Annotated in this window: 20 protein-coding genes and 2 tRNA genes; 7 read left to right on the top strand and 15 right to left on the bottom strand. The window is 60.9% G+C overall.

Annotated features, from left to right (window positions below):
- Positions 1–23: 23 nt before the first annotated feature.
- The 3 genes from glgP to OHL13_RS14370 form a co-directional block, all read right to left on the bottom strand.
- Entirely contained in the window at positions 24–1,784 is a 1,761-nt protein-coding gene (glgP, locus tag OHL13_RS14360; RefSeq protein WP_263410815.1) for an alpha-glucan family phosphorylase, read from the bottom strand.
- A 152-nt stretch (positions 1,785–1,936) separates the two neighbouring features.
- Positions 1,937–2,251 (bottom strand): hypothetical protein, encoded by a 315-nt coding sequence (locus OHL13_RS14365; RefSeq protein WP_263410816.1) that lies wholly within the window; start codon positions 2,249–2,251, stop codon positions 1,937–1,939.
- Positions 2,248–3,768: an adenosine deaminase family protein gene (locus tag OHL13_RS14370; RefSeq protein ID WP_263410817.1), complete on the bottom strand. Its 1,521-nt coding sequence runs from the start codon at positions 3,766–3,768 to the stop codon at positions 2,248–2,250. The genes OHL13_RS14365 and OHL13_RS14370 overlap by 4 nt, the downstream gene beginning before the upstream one ends.
- Before the next feature lie 93 nt (positions 3,769–3,861).
- Here OHL13_RS14370 and OHL13_RS14375 point away from each other — a divergent pair.
- Positions 3,862–3,936, top strand: a tRNA-Phe gene (locus tag OHL13_RS14375).
- 162 nt (positions 3,937–4,098) lie between these two features.
- Here OHL13_RS14375 and OHL13_RS14380 read toward each other — a convergent pair.
- The 3 genes from OHL13_RS14380 to trhO all read right to left on the bottom strand — a co-directional run bounded on the left by OHL13_RS14380 (position 4,099) and on the right by trhO (position 7,400).
- Entirely contained in the window at positions 4,099–5,391 is a 1,293-nt protein-coding gene (locus tag OHL13_RS14380; RefSeq protein ID WP_263410818.1) for an acetamidase/formamidase family protein, read from the bottom strand.
- Positions 5,392–5,491: 100 nt separating this feature from the next.
- Positions 5,492–6,583 carry an acyltransferase family protein gene (locus OHL13_RS14385; RefSeq protein ID WP_263410819.1) on the bottom strand — a complete coding sequence of 364 codons (1,092 nt, stop codon included), beginning with the start codon at positions 6,581–6,583 and terminating at the stop codon, positions 5,492–5,494.
- Between the two features lie 100 nt (positions 6,584–6,683).
- Positions 6,684–7,400, bottom strand: coding sequence for an oxygen-dependent tRNA uridine(34) hydroxylase TrhO (gene trhO / locus OHL13_RS14390; protein WP_263410820.1), 717 nt, complete (start codon positions 7,398–7,400; stop codon positions 6,684–6,686).
- A gap of 103 nt (positions 7,401–7,503) precedes the next feature.
- Between trhO and OHL13_RS14395 the strand changes: the two genes are divergently transcribed.
- Complete coding sequence (locus OHL13_RS14395) at positions 7,504–8,037, top strand: hypothetical protein (protein WP_263410821.1); 534 nt, start codon at positions 7,504–7,506, stop codon at positions 8,035–8,037.
- Positions 8,038–8,235: 198 nt separating this feature from the next.
- On the opposite strand, the gene OHL13_RS14400 is transcribed toward OHL13_RS14395, so the two are convergent.
- Positions 8,236–9,801 carry a methyl-accepting chemotaxis protein gene (locus OHL13_RS14400; protein ID WP_263410822.1) on the bottom strand — a complete coding sequence of 522 codons (1,566 nt, stop codon included), beginning with the start codon at positions 9,799–9,801 and terminating at the stop codon, positions 8,236–8,238.
- Positions 9,802–9,916: 115 nt separating this feature from the next.
- Here OHL13_RS14400 and OHL13_RS14405 point away from each other — a divergent pair, with 115 nt between their 5' ends.
- Positions 9,917–11,560 carry a M28 family peptidase gene (locus OHL13_RS14405; RefSeq protein ID WP_263410823.1) on the top strand — a complete coding sequence of 548 codons (1,644 nt, stop codon included), beginning with the start codon at positions 9,917–9,919 and terminating at the stop codon, positions 11,558–11,560.
- Positions 11,561–11,605: 45 nt separating this feature from the next.
- Here OHL13_RS14405 and OHL13_RS14410 read toward each other — a convergent pair whose 3' ends face one another.
- Positions 11,606–11,845 carry a hypothetical protein gene (locus tag OHL13_RS14410; RefSeq protein WP_263410824.1) on the bottom strand — a complete coding sequence of 80 codons (240 nt, stop codon included), beginning with the start codon at positions 11,843–11,845 and terminating at the stop codon, positions 11,606–11,608.
- Between the two features lie 148 nt (positions 11,846–11,993).
- Between OHL13_RS14410 and OHL13_RS14415 the strand changes: the two genes are divergently transcribed.
- Positions 11,994–12,080: transfer RNA gene (locus OHL13_RS14415), tRNA-Leu, on the top strand.
- Positions 12,081–12,141: 61 nt separating this feature from the next.
- Here the strand turns inward: OHL13_RS14415 and OHL13_RS14420 are convergent.
- Both OHL13_RS14420 and OHL13_RS14425 read right to left on the bottom strand, forming a co-directional pair.
- Positions 12,142–14,244 (bottom strand): right-handed parallel beta-helix repeat-containing protein, encoded by a 2,103-nt coding sequence (locus OHL13_RS14420; protein WP_263410825.1) that lies wholly within the window; start codon positions 14,242–14,244, stop codon positions 12,142–12,144.
- Positions 14,245–14,579: 335 nt separating this feature from the next.
- A complete protein-coding gene (locus OHL13_RS14425; protein WP_263410826.1) occupies positions 14,580–15,986 on the bottom strand; it encodes an amidase in 1,407 nt (468 codons plus the stop codon).
- A gap of 110 nt (positions 15,987–16,096) precedes the next feature.
- On the opposite strand from OHL13_RS14425, the gene OHL13_RS14430 reads away from it, so the two are divergent.
- A complete protein-coding gene (locus OHL13_RS14430) occupies positions 16,097–16,660 on the top strand; it encodes a TetR/AcrR family transcriptional regulator (RefSeq protein ID WP_263410827.1) in 564 nt (187 codons plus the stop codon).
- Positions 16,661–16,796: 136 nt separating this feature from the next.
- Here the strand turns inward: OHL13_RS14430 and OHL13_RS14435 are convergent, their stop codons facing one another.
- From OHL13_RS14435 to OHL13_RS14445, 3 genes are all read right to left on the bottom strand, one after another.
- Positions 16,797–17,927: a glycoside hydrolase 5 family protein gene (locus OHL13_RS14435; RefSeq protein ID WP_263410828.1), complete on the bottom strand. Its 1,131-nt coding sequence runs from the start codon at positions 17,925–17,927 to the stop codon at positions 16,797–16,799.
- 179 nt (positions 17,928–18,106) lie between these two features.
- Positions 18,107–18,553 (bottom strand): hypothetical protein, encoded by a 447-nt coding sequence (locus OHL13_RS14440; protein ID WP_263410829.1) that lies wholly within the window; start codon positions 18,551–18,553, stop codon positions 18,107–18,109.
- A 45-nt stretch (positions 18,554–18,598) separates the two neighbouring features.
- Entirely contained in the window at positions 18,599–19,000 is a 402-nt protein-coding gene (locus tag OHL13_RS14445) for a DUF1801 domain-containing protein (RefSeq protein WP_263410830.1), read from the bottom strand.
- 140 nt (positions 19,001–19,140) lie between these two features.
- On the opposite strand from OHL13_RS14445, the gene OHL13_RS14450 reads away from it, so the two are divergent.
- Positions 19,141–20,526 (top strand): dipeptidase, encoded by a 1,386-nt coding sequence (locus tag OHL13_RS14450; RefSeq protein ID WP_263410831.1) that lies wholly within the window; start codon positions 19,141–19,143, stop codon positions 20,524–20,526.
- 7 nt (positions 20,527–20,533) lie between these two features.
- Positions 20,534–21,934: an aminotransferase class V-fold PLP-dependent enzyme gene (locus OHL13_RS14455; RefSeq protein WP_263410832.1), complete on the top strand. Its 1,401-nt coding sequence runs from the start codon at positions 20,534–20,536 to the stop codon at positions 21,932–21,934.
- A gap of 8 nt (positions 21,935–21,942) precedes the next feature.
- On the opposite strand, the gene OHL13_RS14460 is transcribed toward OHL13_RS14455, so the two are convergent.
- A complete protein-coding gene (locus OHL13_RS14460) occupies positions 21,943–23,565 on the bottom strand; it encodes a TIGR03435 family protein (RefSeq protein WP_263410833.1) in 1,623 nt (540 codons plus the stop codon).
- Between the two features lie 141 nt (positions 23,566–23,706).
- Positions 23,707–25,068: an amidase gene (locus OHL13_RS14465; protein WP_399255826.1), complete on the bottom strand. Its 1,362-nt coding sequence runs from the start codon at positions 25,066–25,068 to the stop codon at positions 23,707–23,709.
- Positions 25,069–25,184 lie beyond the last annotated feature (116 nt).

Genomic DNA, 25,184 nt, shown 5'->3' on the forward strand with positions numbered 1-25,184 from the left:
CTGCGGGCTATTTTCTTTTCCGACTAAACGGCTGCGCCGATCTCCGCCATTTCCCTCTTCCCCGGCAGCACAACGCCAGCCTGCTCCGGGAAGTACGCCCGCCGCCAGTACTGGGCCACCATGCGCTGAGTATTGAAGAAGGTGCCGTTCATCCCGATGCAGTGCTGCATCACCTTCGCCCATGCCTGCTTGTTCTGGTAAGCCGGCACAATCTCCGTCTCCAGCTTCTGGTACAGGTGCGTAGCTTCTTCCTCGTCACTGGCGCCATCTTCAATCGCCCATCCGGTCGTCCCGTCGGCACAGCCTTCCATCCACCAGCCATCCAGGATGCTCAGGCTGGGCACACCATTCAGAGCGGCCTTCATACCGCTGGTGCCGCTGGCTTCATAGGGCCGCCGTGGCGTATTCACCCAGATGTCCGCACCCGCCGTCAGCATGCCGCCAAGCTGCATGTCATAGTTCTCCAGGTACACCACGTGCACCACGCTCTGCTTCAGCCCATGCGCCGCGCTGATTACCTCATGAATCAGCGCCTTCCCCGGAGCATCCGCCGGATGGGCCTTGCCCGCATACACAATCTGCAGACCGCCCAGCTGCTGGGCAATGCGCAGAAGCCTCTGCGTGTCTTCAAACAGCAGCGTGGCTCGTTTGTAGGTGGCCGCACGGCGCGCAAAGCCCAGCGTCAGCACATCCTCGCGGAAGGCAACCCCGGTGCGGCGTTGTACTTCTTCGATCAGGCGGCGCTTGCTGACGGCATGCGCCTCGGTAATCTCCTGCAGCTCCACGCCGTAGATGCTGCGCAGTGCATCATTGTCCTCGCGCCATCCATCCAGACGGCGGTCAAACAGTTCCGCCATCGCCGAGGACACCCACGTGCCCGCGTGAACGCCATTCGTGATGGAGTGGATCGGCGTATCCGGAAACATCGCCTGCGAAACCTTGCCATGCTGCATCGCAACGCCATTCACATAGCGCGAAAAACGCAGGGCGATGTAGGTCATGTTCAACAGACCCTCATGGATGCCGCCAAAACGGCCATAGATCTCAGACCGCTCCGGCCCCAGAACCGCATGCATCTGGTCCTGGCCAAACTTGTCATGCCCTGCCGGCACCGGAGTGTGTGTGGTGAAGACGCACTGCTGTTTGACAGCCTCCACATCCTCGTCCGTCGCAGTGGCAAGCGCGCGGCCTTTCAGCCGCTGCTCCAACAGGGCTGTGGTCAGCAACGCCGCATGGCCTTCGTTCATGTGGAAGACCTCGGGCGTAACACCCAGCGCCTTCAGCATGGCCACGCCGCCCAGGCCCAGCACCGCCTCCTGGCATAGCCGGTAGTATGTATCGCCGCCGTACAGTGTGTCCGTAAAGGTACGGTCCCACGGCTCGTTCGCCTCAACATCCGTATCCAGCAGCAGCACGGGAATCACGTGGCCGGTAACGCCCACCACGTCATACCGCCAGCCGCGAATTCTCAGCTCGCGGTTCTGTACCTGGACAGAGACCTCCGCACCGGCAGCCGGAAGACGTTCCTCCGGAAGCCACGGCATCGGTTCCTCGGTCTGCCGTCCATCGCTGTCCAGCATCTGCCGAAAGTAGCCCATGCGATGTGCCAGGGTTACGGCCACCATCGGAATACCGAGATCGGCGGCCGACCGCAATGTGTCGCCTGCCAGCACACCAAGACCACCGGAGTAGGTCGGAAGATTCTCCTCCAGCGCGATTTCCATTGAGAAGTACGCAACGCGGCAGTTCCGCAATGCCTCTGCCGCCAGCTCCTGCACCGTCATGCCAGAAAACCTCACACGGACGCCCGCTACCCGCAGGCGGTCGTGCGACCTGCTCGCTTCAATTCGAAATACGCGGGCCCCTACCGAATAGACTCCGCGCAACGGGCCGGAGAATCAATCTTTATTTGCGAGAAAAACGTGTGATCTTCGCCTCAAAAACGGTATAAACCCACCTCGGTCGTCTTCAGACCAAGGTGCGCGATGAAACCAAGCAACACCACCACCGCAAAACAAATCGTCGGGCGAAGCCATGGTTTGTTCGCTTTACGGCCAAGTCCCATCTCCACGGCGGTCAGCAGCACCCACACAATCGCCGTCACCAGGATCCAGTCATAGACCATCACCCGTGTCGCACCGTTTTCCACGCGCAACACCCGCTCCACGTTGAACGGGTGCATCGCAAAGCCCACCATCGCCGCGATAAACAGCAGCAGCATTTCGACAATGGCAATCATCATCTTCTTCATTGCACACCCGCCTCAAACACCCGGAAGCGGCGTTCCAGCTCCCACTGCTGTGCCGCCTTTTCGCTTCCCTTCAGAAACTCCGTGCACTTGGCTGTTGGCCTGTCACCGCCAAGTGCCTGCCCCGCGCACACCGCTCGCGGCTTGCCCCACGCATCGGGTTGCGTCCACAGGTCTTCACCTGGCAGAAAGTTATGCTCCATGCCGGTGCGCGCCATGTTCTTGAGCTCCAGGTAGGTAAGTCCCTGCTCCATCGCCGCGCGGGTGTACTCCTGCGTCAGGTTGCCGCGTGAAACCCCTTCATCATCGGTCGACAGCGACACCGGCACCTTCGCCGCGCGGTAGTTCGCCAGCGGGTGATTCTTCCCCGTAATGCCCAGGATGCCGTCATTGCTGGTCAGGTTGATCTCCACCATGACGTGCTTCTCTGCCATCTCCTTCAACAGCGTGTCCGCATCCGTCTCATACATCACGTCCACTCCGTGGCCAATGCGCTCGGCTCCGGCTACCTCTACCGCCTCGCGGATGTGAAACTTCAGCCCCTCCGGCGCCACCATGCCCGGCGCCAGTTCGCCCGCATGCAGGCTCAAATGCACCTTCGGATACTTCGTCTTCAGAAACTGCAAAAACTTCATCTGCCGGTCGTACTCGCTCATGGACATGTACGTGTCCTCGGGCTGCACATAGTTGATGCCCACCACACGCGGGTCCACACTGGCCAGCTCAAAGCCAAGCAGCGTCTGCGCAAACACCTGCTGCGGCGGGAAGGCGCGCAGCACCTGGAAGATGTAACGCACCGTCATGGTGCATGCCGGCGCAGCCTGCGGAGTTCCGCAATGGGCAACCGACTTCCGCGTCGCCTCCACGGCATCAATCTCCGCGATGGCGCTCTTCACGTTCTCGCGCACGGCCCCGGTCAGCAGCTTCTCGCGCAGGGCTTCAAGATCGTCGCTCCAGCCCAGCTTGTAGCCCAGCGAAGCGCTGGGCCCGAAGTCCGGCGTGTGCATGATCTCAAGGTACTGCTCGTTCTGGCCGGCGGCACGGCTGGCCACCTCGTCCACCCACTCGCCAGCATGCTTCTTATCCAGGCCGCCGAACTTGCCAAAGGTGGCAAAGAACTGGTCATGCCCGCTCCAGCCGGAGGAAGGAACGAACGACCGCATGGAGAAGGAATTGATCATGGCGTCATACAGCGCCTGGTTCTTGAAGACGCTCTCGGCCGGGACATCGCCCTTCGCGCATTCGCTCCCCTGCTTCTTTGCGAAAGCCTTCGCCGTCGTATTGATGCACAGGCCGTCCTCGGCCCCGTTCTTCAGAAAGGTCTCGGCGTAGACCGCGCCCGACAGGTGGACATGCAGGTCACTGCCCTTGGGCATCTTTGCAAGAAAAGCATGCGCCGCCAACGGCCCCTGCTTCACATCCGCAGCCAGCACACGCGCGGCCTTCAACTCACCCGGCGTCTGCGCCGCTGCTGTCATCGCCAGACACACCACTGCCGTCAAAACCAGTCCTGATCTCATCCGTAGAACCCTTTCAAGGAAACAGGCCCAGCATACCGCACCCCGGTTTGTCCCACCGCCGCAGGATTGCTATACTAAAGACACTCCACACAGGGCCAGATAGCTCAGTGGTAGAGCGCGGCCCTGAAAAGGCCGGCGTCGGCGGTTCGATCCCGTCTCTGGCCACCATCTGATTCCCGCCATCCGGCGGGTTTGGTGTTTAAGGGCCACGACCGACCTGTACCAATCCAAACCCCTCCCACACCAAATGATGTAGCCCAACACCAGCATGTCAGGTCTTCAACCCTGACCATCCAATCCACCACAAATCGTGCTTCCGCCCCCTGAGGTTCATCGCAGATTCTTCAACACCGACTTCTCCACCTTCAGGGCCACACCCGAGTTCCTGTCCGCCACCTCGGTCACGCGGTACTGCGCTGCCACACCCAGAAACTGGGCCACCTCGCTCGGCGTCAGCTTGTAATCGCTCATCAGCCAGTTGGCCATGTTGCTGGTCGCGTCCTTGAAGGCATCGTCCAGGTAGCCTGAGTACCCCAGCGCGATGACCTGTTTCTCCGTCTCCACGCGCGGAAAGTTCAGCCGCTTGTCCTGGATCAGGTCGACGGTCAGCGTGACGTCCATCGAAGTCTCCAGCGCATTGCCGTTCAATTCCCCGTCCCCCTGCAACGCATGCCCATCGCCGAAATACAGCAAAGCCCCCGGATTCATTACCGGCAGATACACCGTTGCGCCCTCGGCAATCTCGTTGAAGTCCAGGTTGCCGCCAAAGTTGCCGGAGTCACCCGTCGGCGGCGGTGCGGAGCTGGGCGAAGTTGCCACCGCCACGCAGCCCAGCATGGGGTGCAGCGGAATCTTCAGCTCCTTCAGGTGTTCGCCCACCGGCTCCGGCGTCGCCGTCATCCCCTCCAGGTCCAGCTTCCACTGGATGCTCTTGTTGTTATCGCGCGTCTTGATGGCCAGCCCCGGCGACAGGGCCGATTGCACCAGTTGATCGTCGGACCCTGCCGTGTCGCGGTTCAGCTTCAGCCGGTTGATATGCACCACCAGGGTGTCGCCCGGCTGCGCTCCCTCAATGTAAAACGGCCCGGTCTGCGGATTGCCGCCGGCAATGCGCTTGATGTTCTGCCCATCCGTTCCGCCGGCATCCACCGTCGTCGTGTGGATGGTGTCTCCCGGCTTCACCGTCAGCACCGGCTTATAGAACGGAGAAAACTGCCGATAGAAGACCGTCGGTGTGAACTCGTGTGTCTTCGGCGTGCCCTTCGCCAGCGGCTTCACCACCTCTGCCTTGAAGGCGAAGGACAACGGCGGCTCCCCGGGATTCACACCACCAATCTTTCCCGTCAGGCTCTCGCCCGTCAGCGTGGCGTCAATCTCCGTCGTGCTGCCGTCCGGATCCTTGCCGTGCAGCACCAGGTGCCCGCCGTCGAGCGAGCCCGTCAGCGCTGTGCCGCTGAAGCTACCCGTTACATGCGCCGCATCATGACGGTCCATGTCCAGGCGGAAGTAGCGCGTTGAGCCATAGAAATCAGCCGTTAGCAGCCAGCGCTCTTTGGCCGTAGAAGCAGACTGCTGCGCAAGCGCGGAAACACTCAGTAGAAGAAGGACAAAGGTACGCTTCATCAGAAAAGCTCCGGAGATGATGTTGAGAAGAACTTGTACGAACTGCTTCGTATATTACGAAACAGTTCGTACAAAAGTTCCCCGGCAAATCATCCTGCTCTCACAACACCCTGTCCCGCAGCTTTAGAAACGGCCGTTCCACCCCGAAGTACAGCACCACCGCCGCCCCGGAACACGCAGCCACATACAGCACCCATGATCCCGGCCCCTGTGGCTGTGTCATCGCCGGAAAGCTCACCATCACCAGGTGGCCCACCGGTTTGTGCGTCAGGTACAGCGCGAAGGCCAGAGCCGCCAACGTCTGCGCACCGGGCACCTTCACGCGTGACAACACGCCGTTGCGGCTCACGCTGGAGGCCAGGATCAGCCCCCACCCCAGCGCCAGCAAAGGAAAACCAACAATCACGCCCCACTTCGCCGAGCCCGTATCGTCTCCCAGGTTCATGGCGCGGAACATGCCCACCACGCTGCCCACGCAGACTGCTCCAGCAAAAAACAGCGCATGGCCATGCCGCATCATTCTCTGCCACCATGCCGGACGGAACAGGCGCACCACGACCAGCGCCACGCCCACCGTTAGACCGTCCAGCCGCGCATAACTGGGGTAGTAGACCTTCGTCCAGATCTCCTCCGGATAGCGCAACACCAGCCACCACCGCAGCGCGATGCCACCCACGACAACCGCTGCCAGCACCGCGGCCGTCTTCCGCACCGACGGCCTGCGCGTCAGCAGCATGACCAGCACCGGCAGCAGCAGGTAGAAGTGTTCCTCCACGCATAACGACCACGCATGTGAGAACGCGCGCTGGCTGAAGGTGAAGCCGAAGTTCATGGTGAAGGTCAGGTACTTCCACAGCGGCGCCATGTGCGGATAATCGCGCCACGCCGGCACAAAGGCATACAGCGCCAGCACCACCAGGTACGCCGGCAGAATGCGAAACGCCCGCCGCGCGTAGAAGTCACCGAGCTGCAATCGCTGTCCGCTGACATGGGGCCGCAGTACCTGCTGGCCGATCAGGAATCCGCTCAGCACAAAGAAAAGGTCAACGCCCATCCACCCGTGATAGGTCACGGGGAGAAGGCGCAAAGGCAGTTCGCCGAAGATGGTCAGGTGGTACAGCATGACCATCAGCACAGCGAACGCACGAAGGGTATCCAGGCCATGCAGCCTGCCAGTGTGTGCGGTTTTCATGTTCAGGAATCGCGGAGAATCGCGCCGAGTGAACTTACTCTACGGCATCGTCCTGAGGATACGGAGACAGTGCTTCGTTACTTAGCGGATTCCTGTTCCGTCAGGTCTTAACAAGGTCCTTGGAGCGGACAGCCACACGCTTGTCGAAGATGTAGCACTCGCCCTGCCAGGTACTCTCGTCTTCCGGAACCTGCTCCAGGTACTTCAGAATGCCGCCGCGCAGGTGGTACACCTCCGGGAAGCCCTCCTGCAGCATGAAGGCCGAGGCCTTCTCACAGCGGATGCCGCCGGTGCAGAACATGGCTACCCTGCGATGCTTCGCCGGGTCCAGGTTTTCGCGCACATAGGTGGCAAACTCTGAGAAGTTCGCCGTCTCCGGCAACACCGCACCGGCAAAGGTGCCAATCTCGGTCTCGTAGCTGTTGCGCGTGTCCAGCACCAGCACGTCTTCCTGTGCAATCAACGCGTTCCAGTCCTCGGGCTGCACATAGGTGCCAGGACGGTTGGGATCGACCCTGGCGGTGCGGAAGGTGATGATCTCCTTCTTTACCTTGATCTTCAGCCGCTGGAACGGCTCTTCCTCCGAAGCGGAGAACTTCACCTCGCTCCGCTCCAGCCCCACCTTTTCTTCCAGAGCGGTCAGCAGCCGGTCAATCGTCTCCGCGCTGCCGGCCAGCGTGCCGTTCACACCCTCCGGCGCCACCAGCAGGGTTCCGCGCAGATCGCCGCCCGTAAACAGGGCGCGGATCTCCGCCGCCAGGGCCTCGGGATCGGGCACTTCAACAAACCGGTACAGCGCTGCAATCGTGTAGGTCACGCTCTCTTAAATCATACGTCGAGCCGCAATTTTCCCTAACCGCATCCCCGGTTTCCGGTCTATTCTTCGGTCACGAAAATTTCCGCCGCAGGAGAGACACCCCATGCGCTCATCCGTTGCCGCCATTTCGCTCGCCGTACTGCTTGCTTCCTCGGCCATCGCGCAGCAGCCCACGCTCATCACCGCTCCGCAGGAACGGCCCCTTAGTATCCTGCAGCCCACCTGCCCCATCGGCTTCACCGCGCAGGCCAACAGCCTCTCAAGAATGGCGCGAACCCTGGACGGCGCAGACCGGACGAACCGCCAGGCCGTCTCGCTCCAGTTCCACAACAAGGACGGACATTCGTTGACCAGCGCCACCATTGTCGTGCATGGAGCGAACCAGACCGGACTCTACCTGGAAACCAGCGGCAGCCCGGAAAAGAAGGAGTCACGCAGCTTCCGTCTCACCCCAACGGCCTGGCAGGACGGCTCCGCCCGGGACAAAGTCATCGTCAACGGCATCACCGTGCTTCGCTCTGCCGAGGTAACCGAGATGCAGTTCGCCGACGGGACCGTCTGGCACCCCACGGCATTCTCCGCCTGCCGCGCACAGCTGAACGGCTTCCGGCTGATTCCCGGCAGTGCGCAAAAATAGCTACCGGCACTAATGCCTCTGCTGTTCGAGAATTTTGTCTGAGAGCTTTAGCTCGCAGACCGGAGCGGCAGGGGCCTTCAGGCCCCTTTTGAACAAACTGAAGAAGGAAAGGGCTTTAGCCCTATCGTTGATCCCGGTTTCAGTGGCCCAAAAACCTCCAATGAATAGCCTTCTCGAAAACCCCAGACACCCTTCTGTCTAGAAGTCGACAAAACCACCGTCGTTTCCTGCCGAAGCCAATGCCGGCTTCATGGGAACGGATACCGGCTTATTGAGCCTGGGTGCCGTGGGAGTGTTTCTGCGCCCCGGAGCTTTTGGCTTGCTGGTGACCTCGTTCAGTCCAACCATCGTTCCAAGCTCCGCCGCCAGCAAACGCATCGCGTCCGACTGTGCGTTCAACTGCTGTGCCGCCGCGGCCGACTCCTCCGCATTGGCCGCACTCTTTTGCGTCACGCCCTCCATGCGCGAAATCGCTCCGGAAATCTGCGACACACCGGAGACCTGCTCCGAGCTGCCGCTGCCGATCTGGTCCACCAGCCGCTTGATGTCGGCAAACGCGGCCTCCATCTTGTGACCGCTTTCCACCAGCAGTTTGATTCGTTCACGGCCACTGTCTGCATTGGCCAACGCCGCTTTAATCAGCGTGGAGGTTTCGCGCGCCGCCTCGGCCGAACGCTGCGCCAGGTTGCGGACCTCCTCCGCCACCACGGCAAAGCCCGCGCCTGCCTCACCCGCCCGCGCGGCTTCCACCGCGGCGTTCAGCGCGAGGATATTCGTCTGAAACGAGATCTTGTCGATCACGCTGATGATCTTCGCAATCTGCTGCGAGCTCTCGTGAATACCGGCCATCGACTCCACGCACTCATCCATGGCGTGAGTGCTCTCCTGCGATGCCTGCACCGCGCCACCCACCACGCCCATGGCTTCCCTGGCGCTGTCCGCATTCTGCTTGGCCATGATGGAAATCTCCTGCGACGATGCCGAGGTCTCTTCAATCATCGCGGCCTGTTCAGAGCTGTCGCGCGCCAGCGCCTGGCTGCTGCCCGCAATCTGCGTCGCAGCAGAGGCAATCTGCTCCGCGCCCTGGTTCAGCTCATGCACATTGCGCCGCAGCACCTTCTCCAGCATCAGCACAATCCATACACAAGCCGCCGAAGCCAGCAACGATAGCACCAGCATGTAGTAGACAATCTGCCGCGAAACCGAAATCGACTCCTGCGCTCGATCATTGGCCTGGCTCATTACCTCCCGCTGATGATCCAGGAGGCCGGTGCTCATATCGTCCACCTTCTGGATCAGCGGCATCAGCTCTTTCAGATTGATCTGCTCGGCCAGGCGTACGTCATGGTGATTTAGAGCATCCGCATAGCGCTGAAAAACCGGTTCCATACGGTTCACCGCATCTTCCTGCTCCTTCAGAAGCTGCTCTCCGGCGGGCGCGACGCCGATCTTTCTGATCTCAGCCACGCTGTTCAACAACGCGGACTTCTGCTCTCCAAACTGGGTCTGCCGCTGCGCCAACAAATCCCAGTTGCCAAGCGCCGCCTGGGCCAGCATGCCACGCTGCGCAGCCACCATCTCCGATCCACTCGCGTCCGCAACTCCCGCAAAATACGACTTCCGGGCGTAATCCACACCCAGGCTCCGCACCGTCTGGCTCATCGACTGCAGACGATAGATAAATGTCCCGCACAGAACCATCGCAATCAGGGTCAGCGCCCCACTCGCTGCCAACAGCTTTTGTTTAATCGTGAGATTCTTCATTCCTAAACCTTTCACCGCTTTTCTTTCAACGAGACGATGCACTGGGGTTCATCGGCGGCATGGGTAAAAACATGAATGCCGCGTGCCCAACACCCGGACGAAAATACCGGGCCCCATGCCATACTGCCTTCACATCGATTTCCCGGAGCTTGTGTTGACGCCGAAGCCGCTGCTTGCCTCAGTCCTTGTTCTCACTTCCGCCCTCTCTGCCCAGACCCCCGGTCCGGTCAAAGACTGGACACCCGCCGCCAACGCCTGGTGGTCCCACGTGCAGTACCTTGCCGACGACAAACTGGAGGGCCGCCGCGCCGGTTCCCCCGGCTACTTCAAGGCTGTGGAATACGTGGAAAGCCAGTTCCAAAACATCGGCTTAAAGCCCGCAGGAACCAGTAAATACAGGCAGGATGTCGAGTTAGTGCCCACCAGCGTCGATGTGGATAAATCGAGCTTCGCTGTGGATAAAGTCTCGTACGAGCTAGGCACGGACCTGCAACTGAACGCCCACGTCGACGGCGCCGGAACCGTCGACGCGCCCATGGTCTTCCTTGGCTACGGTCTGTCCCTCCCGAAAAAGCACATTGACGATGTCGCGGGGGAAAACCTGAAGGGCAAGGTCGTCGTTATCTACGGCGCCGCACCGGAGAACGTCCTGGGCCCACAGCGCGCCTATGCGCGCATCGCCGGCGAACGTTGGAAGGCCCTGCACGCCGCCGGAGCTATCGGCATGGTGCTGTTCACGCCGCCACGCCCGGGCGCTCCGCCCAGCCCCGTGGCCACTCCGCGCAACGCCCCACCGCCGGTGATGCTCTTCGCCGACCCCGCGCTTGAAAGCCTGCCTGGCCTGAAGGTCTACGCCGCGCTTACGGAAAAGGGAGCCACCAGGCTCTTCGCCTCCGCGGGCAAAAGCTTTGCCGAGATCAAGGCTACGGGTGACGCCGGAAAACCCCTGCCCCACTTCGCCTTTCCCGGGACGCTGCACGCCGTCACCGCCGTCAAAACCGGCGAACACCTGCACGCGCCCAACGTTGTCGGCCTGATGGAAGGCTCTGACCCGAAGCTGAAGAAGGAGTACCTGGTCATCAGCGCCCATCTGGACCACCTGGGCATTGGCCGCGCCGTCGAGGGCGACACCATCTACAACGGCGCCATGGACAACGCCTCCGGCGTCGCCTCGCTGATCGAAACAGCCAGGCTGCTGGCCGCCGGGCCACGCCCGAAGCGGTCCATCCTCTTCGTGGCACTCTCGGCCGAGGAGATGGGCGAGCTCGGCTCGCAGTACTTTGCCTCTAAACCCACCGTGCCGAAACCGGCCATCGTCGGCGATCTGAACATGGACATGTACCTGCCGCTGTTCCCGCTGCGCTACCTGGAGATTCAGGGCCTGGGCGAGTCCACGCTGGGCAACGACGCCCGCGCCGTCTGCCAGTTGAACGACGTGGAGCCGCAGTTCGATAAGCAGCCGGACGAGAACCGCTTCATCCGTAGCGACCAGGTGAACTTTGTGAAGCAGGGCATCCCCGCGCTGGCCTTCAAGTTTGGCTGGACGCCGGACTCACCCGAGGAAAAGACCTTCAACGACTGGGTGAAGGTGCGCTATCACCGCCCGTCGGACGATCTGCAGCAGCCGGTGGACAAGGTGGGCGCAGCACAGTTCTCCAGCCTGCTGGCGCAACTGGCCCTGCGGGTCGCGGATGCAAAGGCGCGCCCGGAGTGGTACCCGGAGAGCTCGTTTGCGGCGACCAGAATGGCAGCGAAATAGCGCTTTTGAAGGCGTTTTAAGCACCAAAAACGTGCTTAAAACGCGCTATTTCGGGCTGTGGGTCTTGATGTAATTGCGCAGTTGCAGGTTCAGGTCCAGCGCCTTTTGCACGCCGGAGTCCATCATCCCCAGCCAGTCCGAGGCTGGCGGCTTCAGGTCTGCGGTGGAAAGCAGGTAGCTGGTCTGCACAATGATCTCCAGCGCATTGGAAAGATCGTGCGCCAGCTTACGAATCTCGAGTGCGAGATCCTCGGGAATTACCTGGTCCTGTTTCGGATCGGTCATGATTCTCATCAGACGCGCTGGAATGCGCGATGTTTCACAAAATACAGGCCGGGACCATGAAGAGCAAGCCCCGCCGGTTTGACATTCCGCCGCCGGTTTGTAACACTAAGACTTCTGCAAGGCCACGACGTGTTTGTGGTTTTCCCGTGCCGAAGTGGCGGAATTGGCAGACGCGCATGGTTCAGGTCCATGTACTCGCAAGGGTGTGGAGGTTCGAGTCCTCTCTTCGGCACCATCAAGTTTGAAACCCGGCTACTGGCCGGGTTTTCTTGCGTTTGAGGCTGGATTCGCACCCCTTATTTCATCTTGATTCCCGCCGGAACAAAGCTCTCTCCCTTCAGGTATGCACCCAGGTGAACCGGGCCGGCGTGCTCAATCGTAATCGTCCGTTCCGTCTTTTCGCCTGGTTTGAGGGAGAACGGAATCTCCGGCGATGTCACAATCCTGCCGTCCTCTCCCGGCGCGATCCATAGCTCGAATACTCCGGTCTGCGGACTGGGGCCCTGGTTTTCGATGGTCAGCGTTGCCTGCGTCGGACTTACCTCCGTCAGGCGGCGCGTTAACTGGGGCGTGTCGATGTCGAGGCCGATGCCTTTCCCCCATTCGGGGTTCCACGCGGCCGTCTGCGGATGCGCCTGGTTGCCGGACGAGTCCAGCAGGTTCTTTTCCGTCAGCTTGTCACGATAGTCAATCCAGAGCCGGCACCAGCACTCGTTGTCGCGAATGATGGTGCCTGTGGGCAGGCCGGGCGTCTGGTTCAGGAAGTTCGGCAGTTGCGGATAGCGGCTGCGCCATGGTTCTTCCTTGTACGGCATGGCCTTCAAACGGTTCAGCAGTGCCGGGTTGGTGCCGTCAAAGTAGGCCTTTTGCCAGCCCATGCCACGCGCGTCAAAGTGAATACCGATGTCGTCGTTCACGAACCTGTTCTTCTCAACAACGTTGTCGTTGCCGCCGCCGATCTTCACGCCGCGAGCGGCTCCGCGAATCACATTGCCGATGACGAACGACCCGCTGGATTCGTCGTCGAGATAGACGGCGTTGATGTCTCCCAAGCCGAGGTTGTGGAAGTAATTGCCGCGCACCGTGTTACCGCGCTCGGTGGTGTCCGCGCCGATGTAGTAGGCGCTGGCATCGGCCGTCTCCATAGCGACGGTGTGCAGATCGTTGCCTTCGATCAGGTGGTCGTTGCCATGCACCCAGATGGCGAAGTGAGGAGCGTGATCAATCGTATTGCCAAGGACGCGGTTGCCCACGCCCGACACATTGATGGCCGGCGTATAGGTGCGTGACCAGCGGGCATAGTCGTGAATATGATTGCGGGCCGCAAGGTGCGCGGCAGGCGTGAGAGTCTTGCGGTCTCCACCATCGAGATCGATGCCTCCATCGCCCGTTGCGCGGACCTCCGAGTCTTCCACGGTGCTCGCTACTCCACCGCGGATCACCACGCCCGTGTTGCCGATGTTGGCGAGAATGCAATGGACGATGCGGTTATGGCTGCCCTGATCCATGACGATGCCATCGGCGCGCGTCAGCTCGAACGCGAGATCGCGGAACTCCACGTAGGACGTGCCTTCGATGCTGACCAACGGTTGATCGAGGAGAGAGACCTCCGCAACTCCGGAAGCAATGGGAGACGGCGGCCAGAAGTACAACGACCCTGCAGCGCGATCCAGATACCACTCGCCCGGTTCGTCCAGTTCCTCCAGCACATTCACCACCCGCCAGCGCTGCCCTGCCCTGTAGTTGTAGTTCGGGTTGGGCGCTGCGGTGCTGATGAGATGTTGCGAGGTATCAATGGAGGCGATGCGCTCGTAATGATCGGCCCAGTCGTAATACCAGTAGCCATGTACCCAGGCATCGGGGGCTTTGACCCAGCGCGCCGCACGTTCGCCCTCATACGCAAACTGGTTCTGGGCTTTATCCGTGGTGGCTGCTCCGGTGAAGGCCCAGCCAGTGTTCGGCCAGCGTGCCAGCGTCATTGGCTGCCCCTTGAAAAAGAGCTCCAGTGACGCAATGTTTGGCCGCCGCATGCCGCGAGAGAGAAGGTCTCCGTAGTTGGTAATTCCTTGTGCACGTAAGTCGGCGCGCACAACCTCTCCTCGCCACTTCCTGAATTTCCTGACCGGCACGCCGCCGACAATCCGCACCTTCTCTCCCGGCATGGCGCGATAGACCACGGGCGCCGCCGCGGTTCCGCTATCCACGGAGGTCAGCGCAAAGGTCGTTGTTCTGCGGTAATCGCCACCCCGCAGCCAGATAGTAATGGGCGCGTCATGCTTCGCAGCACGCGCTGCATCCCGTGCGCGTTCGAGTGATGCAAAGGGCTGAGACTTCGTGCCGGGATTGGTGTCAGCCCCTCTCGGCGAAACATAAAACTCCTCACCTCGAACCCGTGCCACAGAATAAAACGCCAAAAAAGCAAAAACCACAAAAGACCGCACATCCGTCAAGACCAAAGGAACGCTCCCGGAGGCACACGCTGGAACCTGCTTCGCCGCATCTGCACACCTTTCTGCCGGAAGAAACCGTACCCTTCCAACCGTTGGTTTGGCAAAGGGAACGCCGGCCATCGAGGCCGGCGCTGGTTGTTTGTGGCGATCTTCGGCACGGTTGAAGCCGTGCCATGACGGGTGTTTAAAAACCAGAGCCTTCGAGGATGGCAAAGGACAAGAAAAGCCATGCGGTCGCGCTTCGTGTGATCTCCCATCCATCGCAGGAGAGTGTTGATCGCCGTTCAGAGACGCGGATAGAGGTTCCGCACGGGGCTTACCTGCTCCAGGAGAGTAGCGACGTGAAGAATGGTAGACTCCGCCTGCCAGTTGCCGACGATCTGCACACCGATCGGCATCCCGTTGTGACTGGTGCCGAACCGCATGGAGATGCCCGGCAGGCCGGTGACGTTCAGCGGCGATGTGGCGGACATGATGCCCAGGACATTGACTACCTGGCCATTGATCTGTAACTCCGCCTGTCCGTGCTGGAAGGAAGGTGTGGGCAGAACAGGGGTGAGCAGGACGTCGTGGCTCTGGAAGTATTGGGCATAGCCATCCTTCAGCCGCTCCGCCGCCTGCACGGCATCGATGTAATCGGCCGCCGGCGTATCGGGCAGTGAGAGCATGAGCCTGGCCATCGCACCGATTTCATTTTCACTGCGGCCGGCCGTCGTCTCCACAAAGCCCGGTTTCATCTCAAGGACATGCAGGCGGCTGAATACATCGAGCGCAAAGTCGTGTTCCAGTGCGGGGATGCGCACGGACGCGACGGTGTGCCCGAACTGCTGAAGCGCCTCCGCGGCGGCCTGTACCGTCGCGGCGACCTCTGGGTCAATGGGGCCAAAGCCGGGTTCCACGAGCCAGCCCACACGCAGCGGGCGCTTGCCGGAGCCGATGCCGTTATCGAGTGGCACGGCGCTGCTGGAGTAGCCATCCTGCCCGTCCGGTCCGGCCAGTTCCGCAAAGGCCAGTGACAGATCGCGAATGCTTCGCGCCATGGGCCCCACGTGCCAGAAACGGCGCGGTTCGCGCGGCCAGATACCGGTCATGGGAATGCGTCCGTGCGTCGGCTTGAGCGATACGATGCCTGTGTGGGCCGCCGGGCCACGCACGGAGATCGCAAGGTCAGTCCCCAGGCCAAGAGGAGACATGGCTGCCACAATCGCTGCCGACTCACCGCCGCTGGAGCCACCCGGAGTCATCTCCAGGTTCCAGGGGTTATTTGTGCGGCCGCTGAGCAGGTTGTCACTTTCGATTCCGTAGGAAAACTCGGGCAGGTTGGTCTTTGCGAGAAGAATGCCCCCTGCCTGCTTCAAACGCGCAACGCTGGTTGCATCCGTGCCGGGGGTCCGTCCGCGAAAGATCGGCGTTCCGCGCTGAGTTGGCACATGGGCGGTGTCGATGGAGTCCTTCGCCGTGAAGGGCACGCCGTGCAGAGGGCCTAGTTCGTCTCCCCGCTGTACCGCAGCCTCAGCTGCCCTGGCTAGTTTCAATGCATCCTCGGCGATCGTGACGATTGCATTCACCTTTGGGTTGACGGCCTCAATGCGGTCGAGATGTGCCTTTATAACTTCGACCGGAGAGACCTCGCGTGTGCGGATCAGTTCAGCCAGCCGGGTTGCGTCGGAATAGATCAGTTCAGTATTCATTGCCTGCCTCTCTACCTGCCACTTGACAGGTGGTAACATTGAGATTCTACCTGCCACATGGTAGATTCAGGAATAGAGAGGTTTTTAGATGCCTAAGACGGAGGTGCGTGGTGAGTGCAAACGCCCGTGAAGAGATTCTGGCTGCCGCGAAGCTGGTTGCCCAGGCTCACGGTTATGCAGGGTTGAACTTCCGTGACCTGGCGGAACAGGTCGGTATCAAAGCCGCGAGTATCTATTACTACTTCCCCAGCAAGGCGGAACTGGCTACGAACGTGGCGAAGCGCTACTGGGAGGATGCCGCTGCATACCTTGAGACCCTGCTGAAGAACGCAGCGAGTCCGCTGGAGGCGCTGCGCCGCTATCCGGAGACCTTTCGCTGGGCGCTGGAGAACGGCAACCGCATGTGCCTTTGCAGCTTTATGTCGGCGCAGTTTGACGACCTGCCGGACGTGGTGAAGACGGAGGTGCAGGCTTTTACCGATGTAAACGTCGCATGGCTGAAGAAGACCCTGATTGCCGCGAAGATTGCCACACCCAAAGAAGCGGAGAAGCGCGCGCGTGCGATCTATTCCGGAATCGTGGGTGCTCAACTGATGGCGAGAAGCCGGGCGGACATCAAGCTCTACGACAACCTGATGGAAGGCTATCGCGCAGCAGGATTGCTTCCCGCCTGAGAGATGTTTGAAAAGCAGATCCTTACAGGATGACAAGGGACGAGAAAGGCGATCCGCTTTGCGTGATTTCCCATCCATCGCCTGGGGATGGATGGGGTACCCGGAGTTGTGACGCGTTGAAGAGCGGCAGCGTTGACTACTTCGTGTTCATCCGGTGTGAGGTGTCGCGCAGGATCTCAATCTCGCGTTGGCGGTAGGGTTTGCCGTCCGGGTAGAAGAGGTCGTGGAACCAGACGGTGGGTTCGCGGCCGACGTAGGGAACCTGCCAGCTGTCCCAGGGCAGGTTGGTCTGCATGCGCCCCTGAACGAGACCCCAATTGATCATGCCGACCTTATGCGCGGCGGCGATGGGCAGAATGGTGTCAATGGTCGAGCCTGCGCCGCGTGCCATGTACTCCGTGCACAGCAGCGGGCGGTGCAGCTTTTCGAGCGCGGTAACGCGGCTCTCAAACTTCTCCGGCCAGGAGTAGTCGTGGAAAGAGAGGATGTCGCTTTCCGTAAGCTGGATCTTCTCCGTGGTGGACCATTGCGCTGCGTCGGCCCAGGAGTCATGCGTCCACACGCCGCTGGTGAGCGGCTGCACCGGCCCCTGTGAACGGGCCCAGGCGAAGACCTGCGGCAGCAGCTTGTTCATCAGCTCGGTCTTGTTCTTCAGGTTGTTGGTGTAGCGTCCTCCGCCGCCGTTGTCGGGCTCGTTCCAAACGTCCCATGCGAGGATGCGGTTGTCGCTGGCGAAGGCGCCGACGATGCCTTTGACATACGCCTCAAAGCGGGCGTGATTGGCCGGGTCGGCGAGGGCAATGCCCGGCCCCTGCACCCAGCCGGAGTTATGGATACCGGGAATGGGCGGGCGCTGGGGACCGAGCCTGGGATCGGGGTCCCAGCAGGAATCAAAGAGCACCAGCACCGGCTTGATGTGATGTTTGGCGGCAATGGTCAGCAGATCTCCGACGCGCTGCTTCAGACCTTCCGCATCCTGCTGCCAGAGCAGGTCATGCAGGAAGACGCGCATGGTGGTCATGCCGGCGGCTTCGGCCCAGCCGAACTCCTTGTCGATCTCGCCGGGATCGAAGGTCTCCTTCTGGAACATCTCCAGTTGGTTGATGGCGTTGGTTGGCAGGAAATTGCTGCCCAGCGGCCATGCCTGCCCGCGCATGTAGGTCCATGCCTGATCTTCCGTCCAGCGCGCGCGGGGCGGGTTGGCATGCGCGGAGGAGATGAGCCCGAACAGGAGGGCAGCGGCCACAAGAGATTTGCGAAGGATCACGGTGGAGATCTTCCCTTTCGAAACGGGGTGTTGCAGGAAATTGAGACGGCCCAAGCATACAAGGGACCTGTATGAGAGATCACTACGCCAAGGTTCCCGCCCACAGGCAGTAAACGATCAGGCGCAACTCCGTCTCTCCCGCATCGAAAGCGGGAGAGACTGTGGCGAACTGTGCCGCTTTAGCGTGGAGTATCGGCAGAGGGTGGAGGCGTGTCCGGGCTGTCGTTCTTTTTGGAGTGGTGGAAGGGTTTCGCCAATACTTTTCCCGTTCCCTTGGCGATCTTACCGGTTCCCTTCGCGGCGCCTACCCCGACATCTTTCCCGGCTTCTCCGGCACCTTTGCCTACGTTTTCCGTTGCTCCAACAGGATGCAGTGTGACCAGATCGCCAGCGCCTTTGCCGGCTCCCTCGGCAGCTTTGCCGGCACCTTTGCCGGCACCTTTGCCAGCGCCTTTGCCGATGTCGCCGCTGCCGCTGCCAATATCACCCCCGGCACTTCGACCGTGGGGTGCTGGTGCGGGCTGAGATCGTGGGGCGGCATCCGGAGTCTGGGGCGAACTCTGGGCGGCGGCGGCAAGAGTCAATGCCAGCGGCGCAAGAAACAGAAGTACAACAGGAGTTTTCATAAGCAACCTCTCCTTCCCGTTGGATGCAGAGCAGTGCGACCCCGGCTAGCCGTTTTCTACACGGGATTTGATGTCTGCGTACGCTCTCTCAATAAGTTTGCTGAGAGCCGCCGCATCTATGGCGGTTCCGGGACGGAGCTTTACGTGGCGCATAAACCTTCCGCTGCCCTGCAGCAGCCGGGCGGGGTCTGGCAGGGACGCTCCCTGAAAGAAACCCACGTTGACGTGTGCGGTGAAGACATTGACGTAGCCGAAGGGTACGTCTCCCAGGCAGGCGACCGGGCAGCCGTCATGCAGCAGTTCGCGGACCTCGTCCCCGCATTGCAGCATCGCCCGGAACCATTGCCGCGCAATAGCACCCAGCTCGCCCTCGCGGTCTTTGAACCAGGCATCGATCGCGGGGTCATGTTCCACCGCACCATCGAATCGCAACAAGTCTGGTTTCATGGTGACTCCATTTTCTTTCGAACCCATGTTACGCGGCGTTTACACTAGGCGAGACGCTCCCGTACATTCCATGGGTATTCCCTTCATCCGGGATATCTCTCTCGATTTTCCTGTCTCATCTCACGTTGCTGGAGGTTGTTGTGAAACACCTGACGTCTCTTTCCATGGGTGCGGCGCTGCTGGTCGCTGCGCAGTTCAGTCCCGCACAGTCGGACGATGCGGCCTTGATCGCCAAGGCCAAGCTGATTCACAGCCACGTGATTCCGCTGGATACACACAACGATATTGAGCCCTCAAACTTTACGGCGGACTGCAACTACACCATGCGTCTGACCACGCAGGTGAACCTGCCGAAGATGGTGGAAGGCGGCATGGATGTATCGTTCATGATCGTCTATGTGGGTCAGGGGCCGCTGACTCCAGAGGGGTATGACAACGCCTACAAGCAGGCGATTGAGAAGTTCGACGCCATTCACCGTCTGACGGAGCAGATTGCTCCGAACCAGATTGGCCTGGCTCTGACGCCCGCCGATGTGTTGAAGCTGCACAAGGAAGGCAAGAAGATTGCCGTGATTGGTGTGGAGAACGGCTACCCGATTGGCCTGGACGTGAAACGGGTGAAGGAGTTCTACGACCGCGGAGCGCGGTACATGTCGCTGGCGCACAACGGCAACAGCCAGCTTGCCGATTCAAACACCGGCGAGAAGGATGGCTACTCCTACAACAACGGGCTATCGGCCGAGGGCAAGGAAGTCATCGCCGAGATGAACAAGTGGGGCATCATGGTGGACCTTTCGCATCCGGCGAAGGGCGCGAACCTGGAGGCGATCAAGCTTTCGAAGGCTCCTGTCATTGCGTCGCACTCCGGTGTGCGTGCGCTGGCTCCCAGTGTGAGCCGCAACATGGATGACGAACAGTTGCTGGCGCTGAAGAAGAACGGCGGCGTGATCCAGGTGGTGGGCTTTGCGTCGTACCTGAAGCCGGATTCGCCGGAGCGCACGGCGGCGATGTCGAAGCTGATTCAGGATGTCTTCGGACCAAATCCCGGAGCGGGTGCGGGTCGCGGTCGTGGAGCGGGTGCAGGAGCTGAACGTCCGGCGCGTGCCTGCCCGGTGGAAGATGCCGCTGGTGCGCCGGCGGCTCGCAGAGGTGGTGCGGGCGGACCGGCTGCCGGGTTCCTGAGCATGCTGCCGGCAGACAAGCGCGAGGCCTACGAAAAGGGTATGGCCGAGATCAACGCCAAGTATCCGGCGGGTCCTCGTGCGAACGTGAAGGACCTGGTGAACCATATCGACTATGCCGTAAAGCTGATCGGCATTGACCACGTTGGCATCGCGTCAGACTTTGACGGCGGTGGCGGCATCGATGGCTGGAACAGCGCGGCGGAGTCCTTCAACGTAACGCTGGAGCTGGTGCGCCGCGGCTACACCGAGCAGCAGATCGCCAAGCTGTGGAGCGGAAACCTGCTTCGCGTTTGGGGAGAGGTGCAGAAGACCGCGCAACAGATCCAGAAGAGCCAGAAGTAATATCTGGATGGGATGCAACAACAATGGCCGCCCGGTGGGCGGCCATTGTTGTTTGTGGGACGGCTTTTCTCTTTGCGGAGCGAAGGCTCTGACTTACAGTGGCGGTATGCCACTCCAGAACCGCCGCTCATTTTTGAAGCTGTCGGCCCTTGCCGGTGCTTTTTCCGCCAATAGCCTGTTTCACCAGGCCCATGCCGAGGAATGGCAGGCGGCATCGCGTGCCGTGAGCCACCTGGACAGCAAGGCCGTGGCGCAGAATGAGGACTTCTGGAGCGTGATTCAGCGTGGATACTCTGCGAGCCCGCTGATCCTGAACCTGAACAATGGCGGCGTTTCCCCTTCGCCCATCGTGTCGCAACAGGCGGTTGAGCGCTATCTGCAGATGACGAACGAAGGCCCGTCCTATTACATGTGGCAGATTCTGGACGAAGGCCGCGAACCTTTGCGGCAGCGTTTGGCAAGGCTCGGCGGAGTGTCCGCGGAAGAGGTGGCCATCAACCGCAATACGACCGAGGGACTGCATAACATTATCTTCGGCCTGCCGTTGAAGGCCGGGGATGAGGTGGTCGGCTGCAAGTACGACTACGGCCACGTGATGCAGGCGTACCGGCAGCGGCAGCAACGTGACGGCATCGTGTACAAGCAGGTGACCATCGACCTTCCCTGCGAGGATGTGGATTCCATGGTGAAGGCCTATGAGCAGGCCATCACCCCGAAGACGAAGCTTGTGCACATCACGCACGTCATGAACGGCATCGGGCAGATTCTGCCTGTCCGGCAGATTGCGGACATGGCGCATGCGCATGGGGCTGAGGTCATCGTCGACGGAGCGCACTCGTATGGCCTGCTGGACTTCAAGATCTCTGATTTGAACTGTGATTACTTTGGCACCAGCCTGCACAAGTTCCTCTCCGCGCCCATCGGCACCGGCATGCTCTGGGTAAGGAAGGAGAAGATCGCGCAGGTGTGGCCACTGCTCGGTACGGGTGAGCCGCACAGCCCGGACATCCGCAAGTTTGAGGTGCTGGGGACGCGGAGCTTTGCCCTGGAGCAGGGCATCGGCGAGGCGCTCAACTTCCACGAAGCCATCGGCTCACGCCGTAAGCAGGAACGCCTCTTCTACCTGAAGAGCTACTGGACATCGCGGGTCAAGGAGATGAAGGGCGTGAAGCTGCATACCTCCGAAAAGCCGGAGTTCTCCTGCGCCATCGGCAGTGTGAGCGTTGAAGGGTATACACCGGCGGAGCTGCTTGACATCCTGTTCCAGCGATACAAGATTCACTCGAAGATCGCGCTTTTAGACAACGTGAAGTGTCACCGCATTACGCCACACGTCTACACGACCCTCGCGGACCTGGACAGGTTCGTGAATGCAATCGGAGAGCTGGCGGCGGCGAAGAACGGATAGCGTGCACACTAATTCGCCGTTGGCGTCTCCTCAATGTGGTCAATTACGAGGACCGGAACGGGACGCTTTTCCTTCACCATCTTGATGCCGAGCTGCTTGTCCATGGCCTCGTAAAGTGTGATGGCTCCATTGGGATCGGTTGCACCCTGCTGTGCGCTGTTCTGCTCTCCAGGGGCCGGTGGCGGCTTCAGGATGGTCAGGCTCGCGGAGCTCCAGGCGAGGGTGAGGTCATACCCACCGCTCAGGCCCGTGCCATCAAGCACGGGCGTGTAGACATAGCCGGTGGCGTAGTGGGCCAGCTCTTCTCCAAGCTGCTTCATGGAGATGTTCTGGCAGCTCCACAGTGCGGTGATCATGGGATTGGCCTGGCGCGGGTCTTTGCCGTCAGGGCCAGGGCCTTCCTTGCAGCGCGTCCGGCTTTTGGGATCAGCCGCTTTCAGCTTCGGATGATCGGCCACCATCTTGTAGGCGTCGATGGGACGGTCTTCCATGTGGACCTTCATCTGGAAGCGTTCCATCAGGAGGTTGCGCAGCATCTGGCGAAACTCGTCGTTATCAATCTGGGCCGGCGGGCGCCCCGGAAGGGACTCTGGCAGGGCTGCCTTGGCCACCATGTTGAACTTGCTCTCTTCAAGCCATTTGGGAGCGTTGACGATGAGATTGGGATCGTTGGGATTGAGGTCCCAGGCAAAGACGATGAGGAACCTGAGCGGCATGGAGCTGATGTTCATCTGGCCGTTGCGAACCATAGCCATGGGATTCTCGCCGGGCTGGCTGGGCTTGATGGAAGCCACATCGAACTGCGCGGGCGGACGCGGCGGCAGCTCCCTGGCAACCGCGGGGGAGTTGGGAGAAGGCTTCTCGCTGACGCTGTCGACGATCCATACAGAGCGGGGAGCGGTCTTGAGCTCAAGCTTCAGGCCGAGGTCCTTGTCGACGGCATCGAAGATGCTGACGGCTTCCGCGCCGGCCTTGGCGCGAACGCGCATGTCAGTCCAACGGATGCTGAAGTCGTACTTACCTTCAAGACCTGTCTGGTTCAGTACGGGTTCCGTAAGGTAGCTGTTGGCCGCCTGGTTGAGGAAGGTTGCGAGCTCCTCTGGCGTAAATCCTTTGCAAGCGATGGCGATGAGAGGTGCGCCACCGGCAGTCTGGTTCGGTTCCGGACGGCAGTCCCGCTGCTGGCCCTCTTCACTGGGCTTCATCTTTGTCTTACCGCCAGGAGCCGTCAGAAGAAATGCCGGCATCGGCGCTTCTCCCTTGTGCAGCACCAGCTTGAAGCGATCGGCGAGCAGGGATTGCAGCATGAGCCGGAGGTCGGCGTCGGAGGTCTTGGGGTCGGCCTTGGCGACAATCTCATAACGCTTCATCTCAAGCCAGCTGGGGCCGCCCTGCACCATCTCCGGCTTGACGTCGTAGGCCTTGGCAATGATGTCGACGATGCTGGATTGATGCAGGATGTATCGGTCGCCGTAGAGTTGCCCCCCATTGGAGATGGGAACCATCATGCGCGGACTGTCATGCACATCCGCAAGGGTGAATGCGGGTTTTGCGGCAGCCGACTGTTGCCCCCATGCTGCCGCACTGAGTACACCGAACACACCAAGTCCGAAAAGCAAACGCTTCTTCATCAAATCCAGCTCACCTTGCAGAGAGATTCAACGGCAACAAACGAGTACAGGGCCCGCACAGAGTCCACACCAGATTTACAACGATGTTCAGTAGACGAACGCTATATGGTTTCGTTATTTTTCGTGGCTGCTCATTGAGTATCAGGCCCCATGAGGATTTGCCAGCAAGGATTCGATGGCGGAGCCGACGCGCAGAATTGCGTGGTCGCGTCCTCCCATGCCGGCAATCATCAGTCCAACCGGTGCCTCGCCGGGCAGGTGGCAGGGCACAGAGAGAGCGCAGCCGTCGAGGTAGTTGAAGATACTGGGATTCCGCAGCATGGCTCCGTTGGCGTTGAAGTAGGCGGTGTCACAGGCTTCAAGCTCGGCGATGGGTGGTGCGATCCAGGCGGTCGTTGGCAACAGGACGGCGTCGAAGGGCTGGAAGGCCGCCTGTGCTTCGAGCATGATCTCGCGGCGCTGGCGGATGCAGTCAATGTAGTCGGCGGCGAGCATCCAGCGGCCGGGTTCGATGCGGGCGACGACGTGGGGATCGTAGCGCTTGCCATCGCGCTCCAGAAGATGACGGTGCCAGGAGAAGGCCTCGGCGGAGGCGAACTGGTTGGCAGCGGGGATGCGATCGAGCGCGGAAAAATGCAGCGGGATGAGCGTGGCTCCGGCGGCCTGCAGCATGGCGAGAGAACGCTCATAGGCGCGGCTGACATGAGTGTCGAGACCTTCAAGAACGTAGCCCTGCAGGACACCGAGACGCAGGGTAGAGACGGGTTGGGCTTCGATGGGCTGAAATGACTCTCCGGAAAGGACCGCGTCAACCAGGGCGCAGCAGGCAACCGTGGGAGCGATGGGGCCGATAGAGTCCAGCGTGGGCGAGAGCGGAAGGACACCGTCCATGGGGATGCGGCGAGCAGTGGGTTTGAAGCCGGTAAGACCGCACAGGGCCGAAGGAATGCGGACCGAGCCACCGGTATCTGACCCGATGCCCGCAGCGGCCATGCCGTAGGCGACGGAGGTGGCAGCTCCCGAGGAAGAGCCGCCGGGGATGCGTCCGGTGGCCTGGTCATACGGGTTGCGCGGGGTGCCGTAGTGGGGGTTCAGGCCGAGGCCGGAGTAGGCAAACTCGGTCATGTTGGTGCGGCCGATCAGAACTGCGCCTGCCTGCTTCAACCGGCGCACGACGGTGGAGTCGGCGGCGGCTGGGGGCGCGTCGGCCAGGACGACCGAGCCGGCGGGGGTAGGTTGCCCGGCGACGTCGAAGAGATCTTTGATGGCGATGGGGAGGCCGTCCAGAGGGCCCGCGCTTTGTCCATTGCGCAGACGTGCGTCCGCAGCATCAGCGGTGCTAAGGGCGGAGTCCCTGTAGACGCGGGTGAAGGTGCGGGAGCCTTCGCCGCCGGGCTCGGCGATGCGGCTGAGGCAGTCTTCGATAAGACCGCGGCTGCTGACCTGGAGGGTCTTGAGCTGGTGAGAGAGAACAGCGATGGGCTGTTGGGACAAGAGACGCACTCCGAGCGAGAGAACCGGCATGGTGCCGGCGGTTCTGGAAGATGTAGCGGCAGACGGGAACAGTATCAAGATAACCTGCCCCGAAGTATTGCGAGGCTGGGAAGACGATGTGTCTT

Source organism: Terriglobus tenax (assembly GCF_025685395.1).
In the GTDB taxonomy this organism is placed as follows: Bacteria; Acidobacteriota; Terriglobia; order Terriglobales; family Acidobacteriaceae; genus Terriglobus; species Terriglobus tenax.

Coding starts and splice junctions, on each gene's coding strand:
- OHL13_RS14370 (WP_263410817.1), bottom strand. CDS start 3,768: ATGAGATCAGGACTGGTTTTGACGGCAGTGGTGTGTCTGGCGATGACA.
- OHL13_RS14460 (WP_263410833.1), bottom strand. CDS start 23,565: ATGAAGAAGCGTTTGCTTTTCGGACTTGGTGTGTTCGGTGTACTCAGT.
- OHL13_RS14365 (WP_263410816.1), bottom strand. CDS start 2,251: ATGAAGAAGATGATGATTGCCATTGTCGAAATGCTGCTGCTGTTTATC.
- OHL13_RS14440 (WP_263410829.1), bottom strand. CDS start 18,553: ATGAAAACTCCTGTTGTACTTCTGTTTCTTGCGCCGCTGGCATTGACT.
- OHL13_RS14380 (WP_263410818.1), bottom strand. CDS start 5,391: ATGAAGCGTACCTTTGTCCTTCTTCTACTGAGTGTTTCCGCGCTTGCG.
- OHL13_RS14455 (WP_263410832.1), top strand. CDS start 20,534: ATGGGATGCAACAACAATGGCCGCCCGGTGGGCGGCCATTGTTGTTTG.
- glgP (WP_263410815.1), bottom strand. CDS start 1,784: ATGACGGTGCAGGAGCTGGCGGCAGAGGCATTGCGGAACTGCCGCGTT.
- OHL13_RS14400 (WP_263410822.1), bottom strand. CDS start 9,801: ATGAAGAATCTCACGATTAAACAAAAGCTGTTGGCAGCGAGTGGGGCG.
- OHL13_RS14395 (WP_263410821.1), top strand. CDS start 7,504: ATGCGCTCATCCGTTGCCGCCATTTCGCTCGCCGTACTGCTTGCTTCC.
- OHL13_RS14385 (WP_263410819.1), bottom strand. CDS start 6,583: ATGAAAACCGCACACACTGGCAGGCTGCATGGCCTGGATACCCTTCGT.
- OHL13_RS14445 (WP_263410830.1), bottom strand. CDS start 19,000: ATGAAACCAGACTTGTTGCGATTCGATGGTGCGGTGGAACATGACCCC.
- OHL13_RS14405 (WP_263410823.1), top strand. CDS start 9,917: ATGCCATACTGCCTTCACATCGATTTCCCGGAGCTTGTGTTGACGCCG.
- OHL13_RS14410 (WP_263410824.1), bottom strand. CDS start 11,845: ATGACCGATCCGAAACAGGACCAGGTAATTCCCGAGGATCTCGCACTC.
- OHL13_RS14425 (WP_263410826.1), bottom strand. CDS start 15,986: ATGAATACTGAACTGATCTATTCCGACGCAACCCGGCTGGCTGAACTG.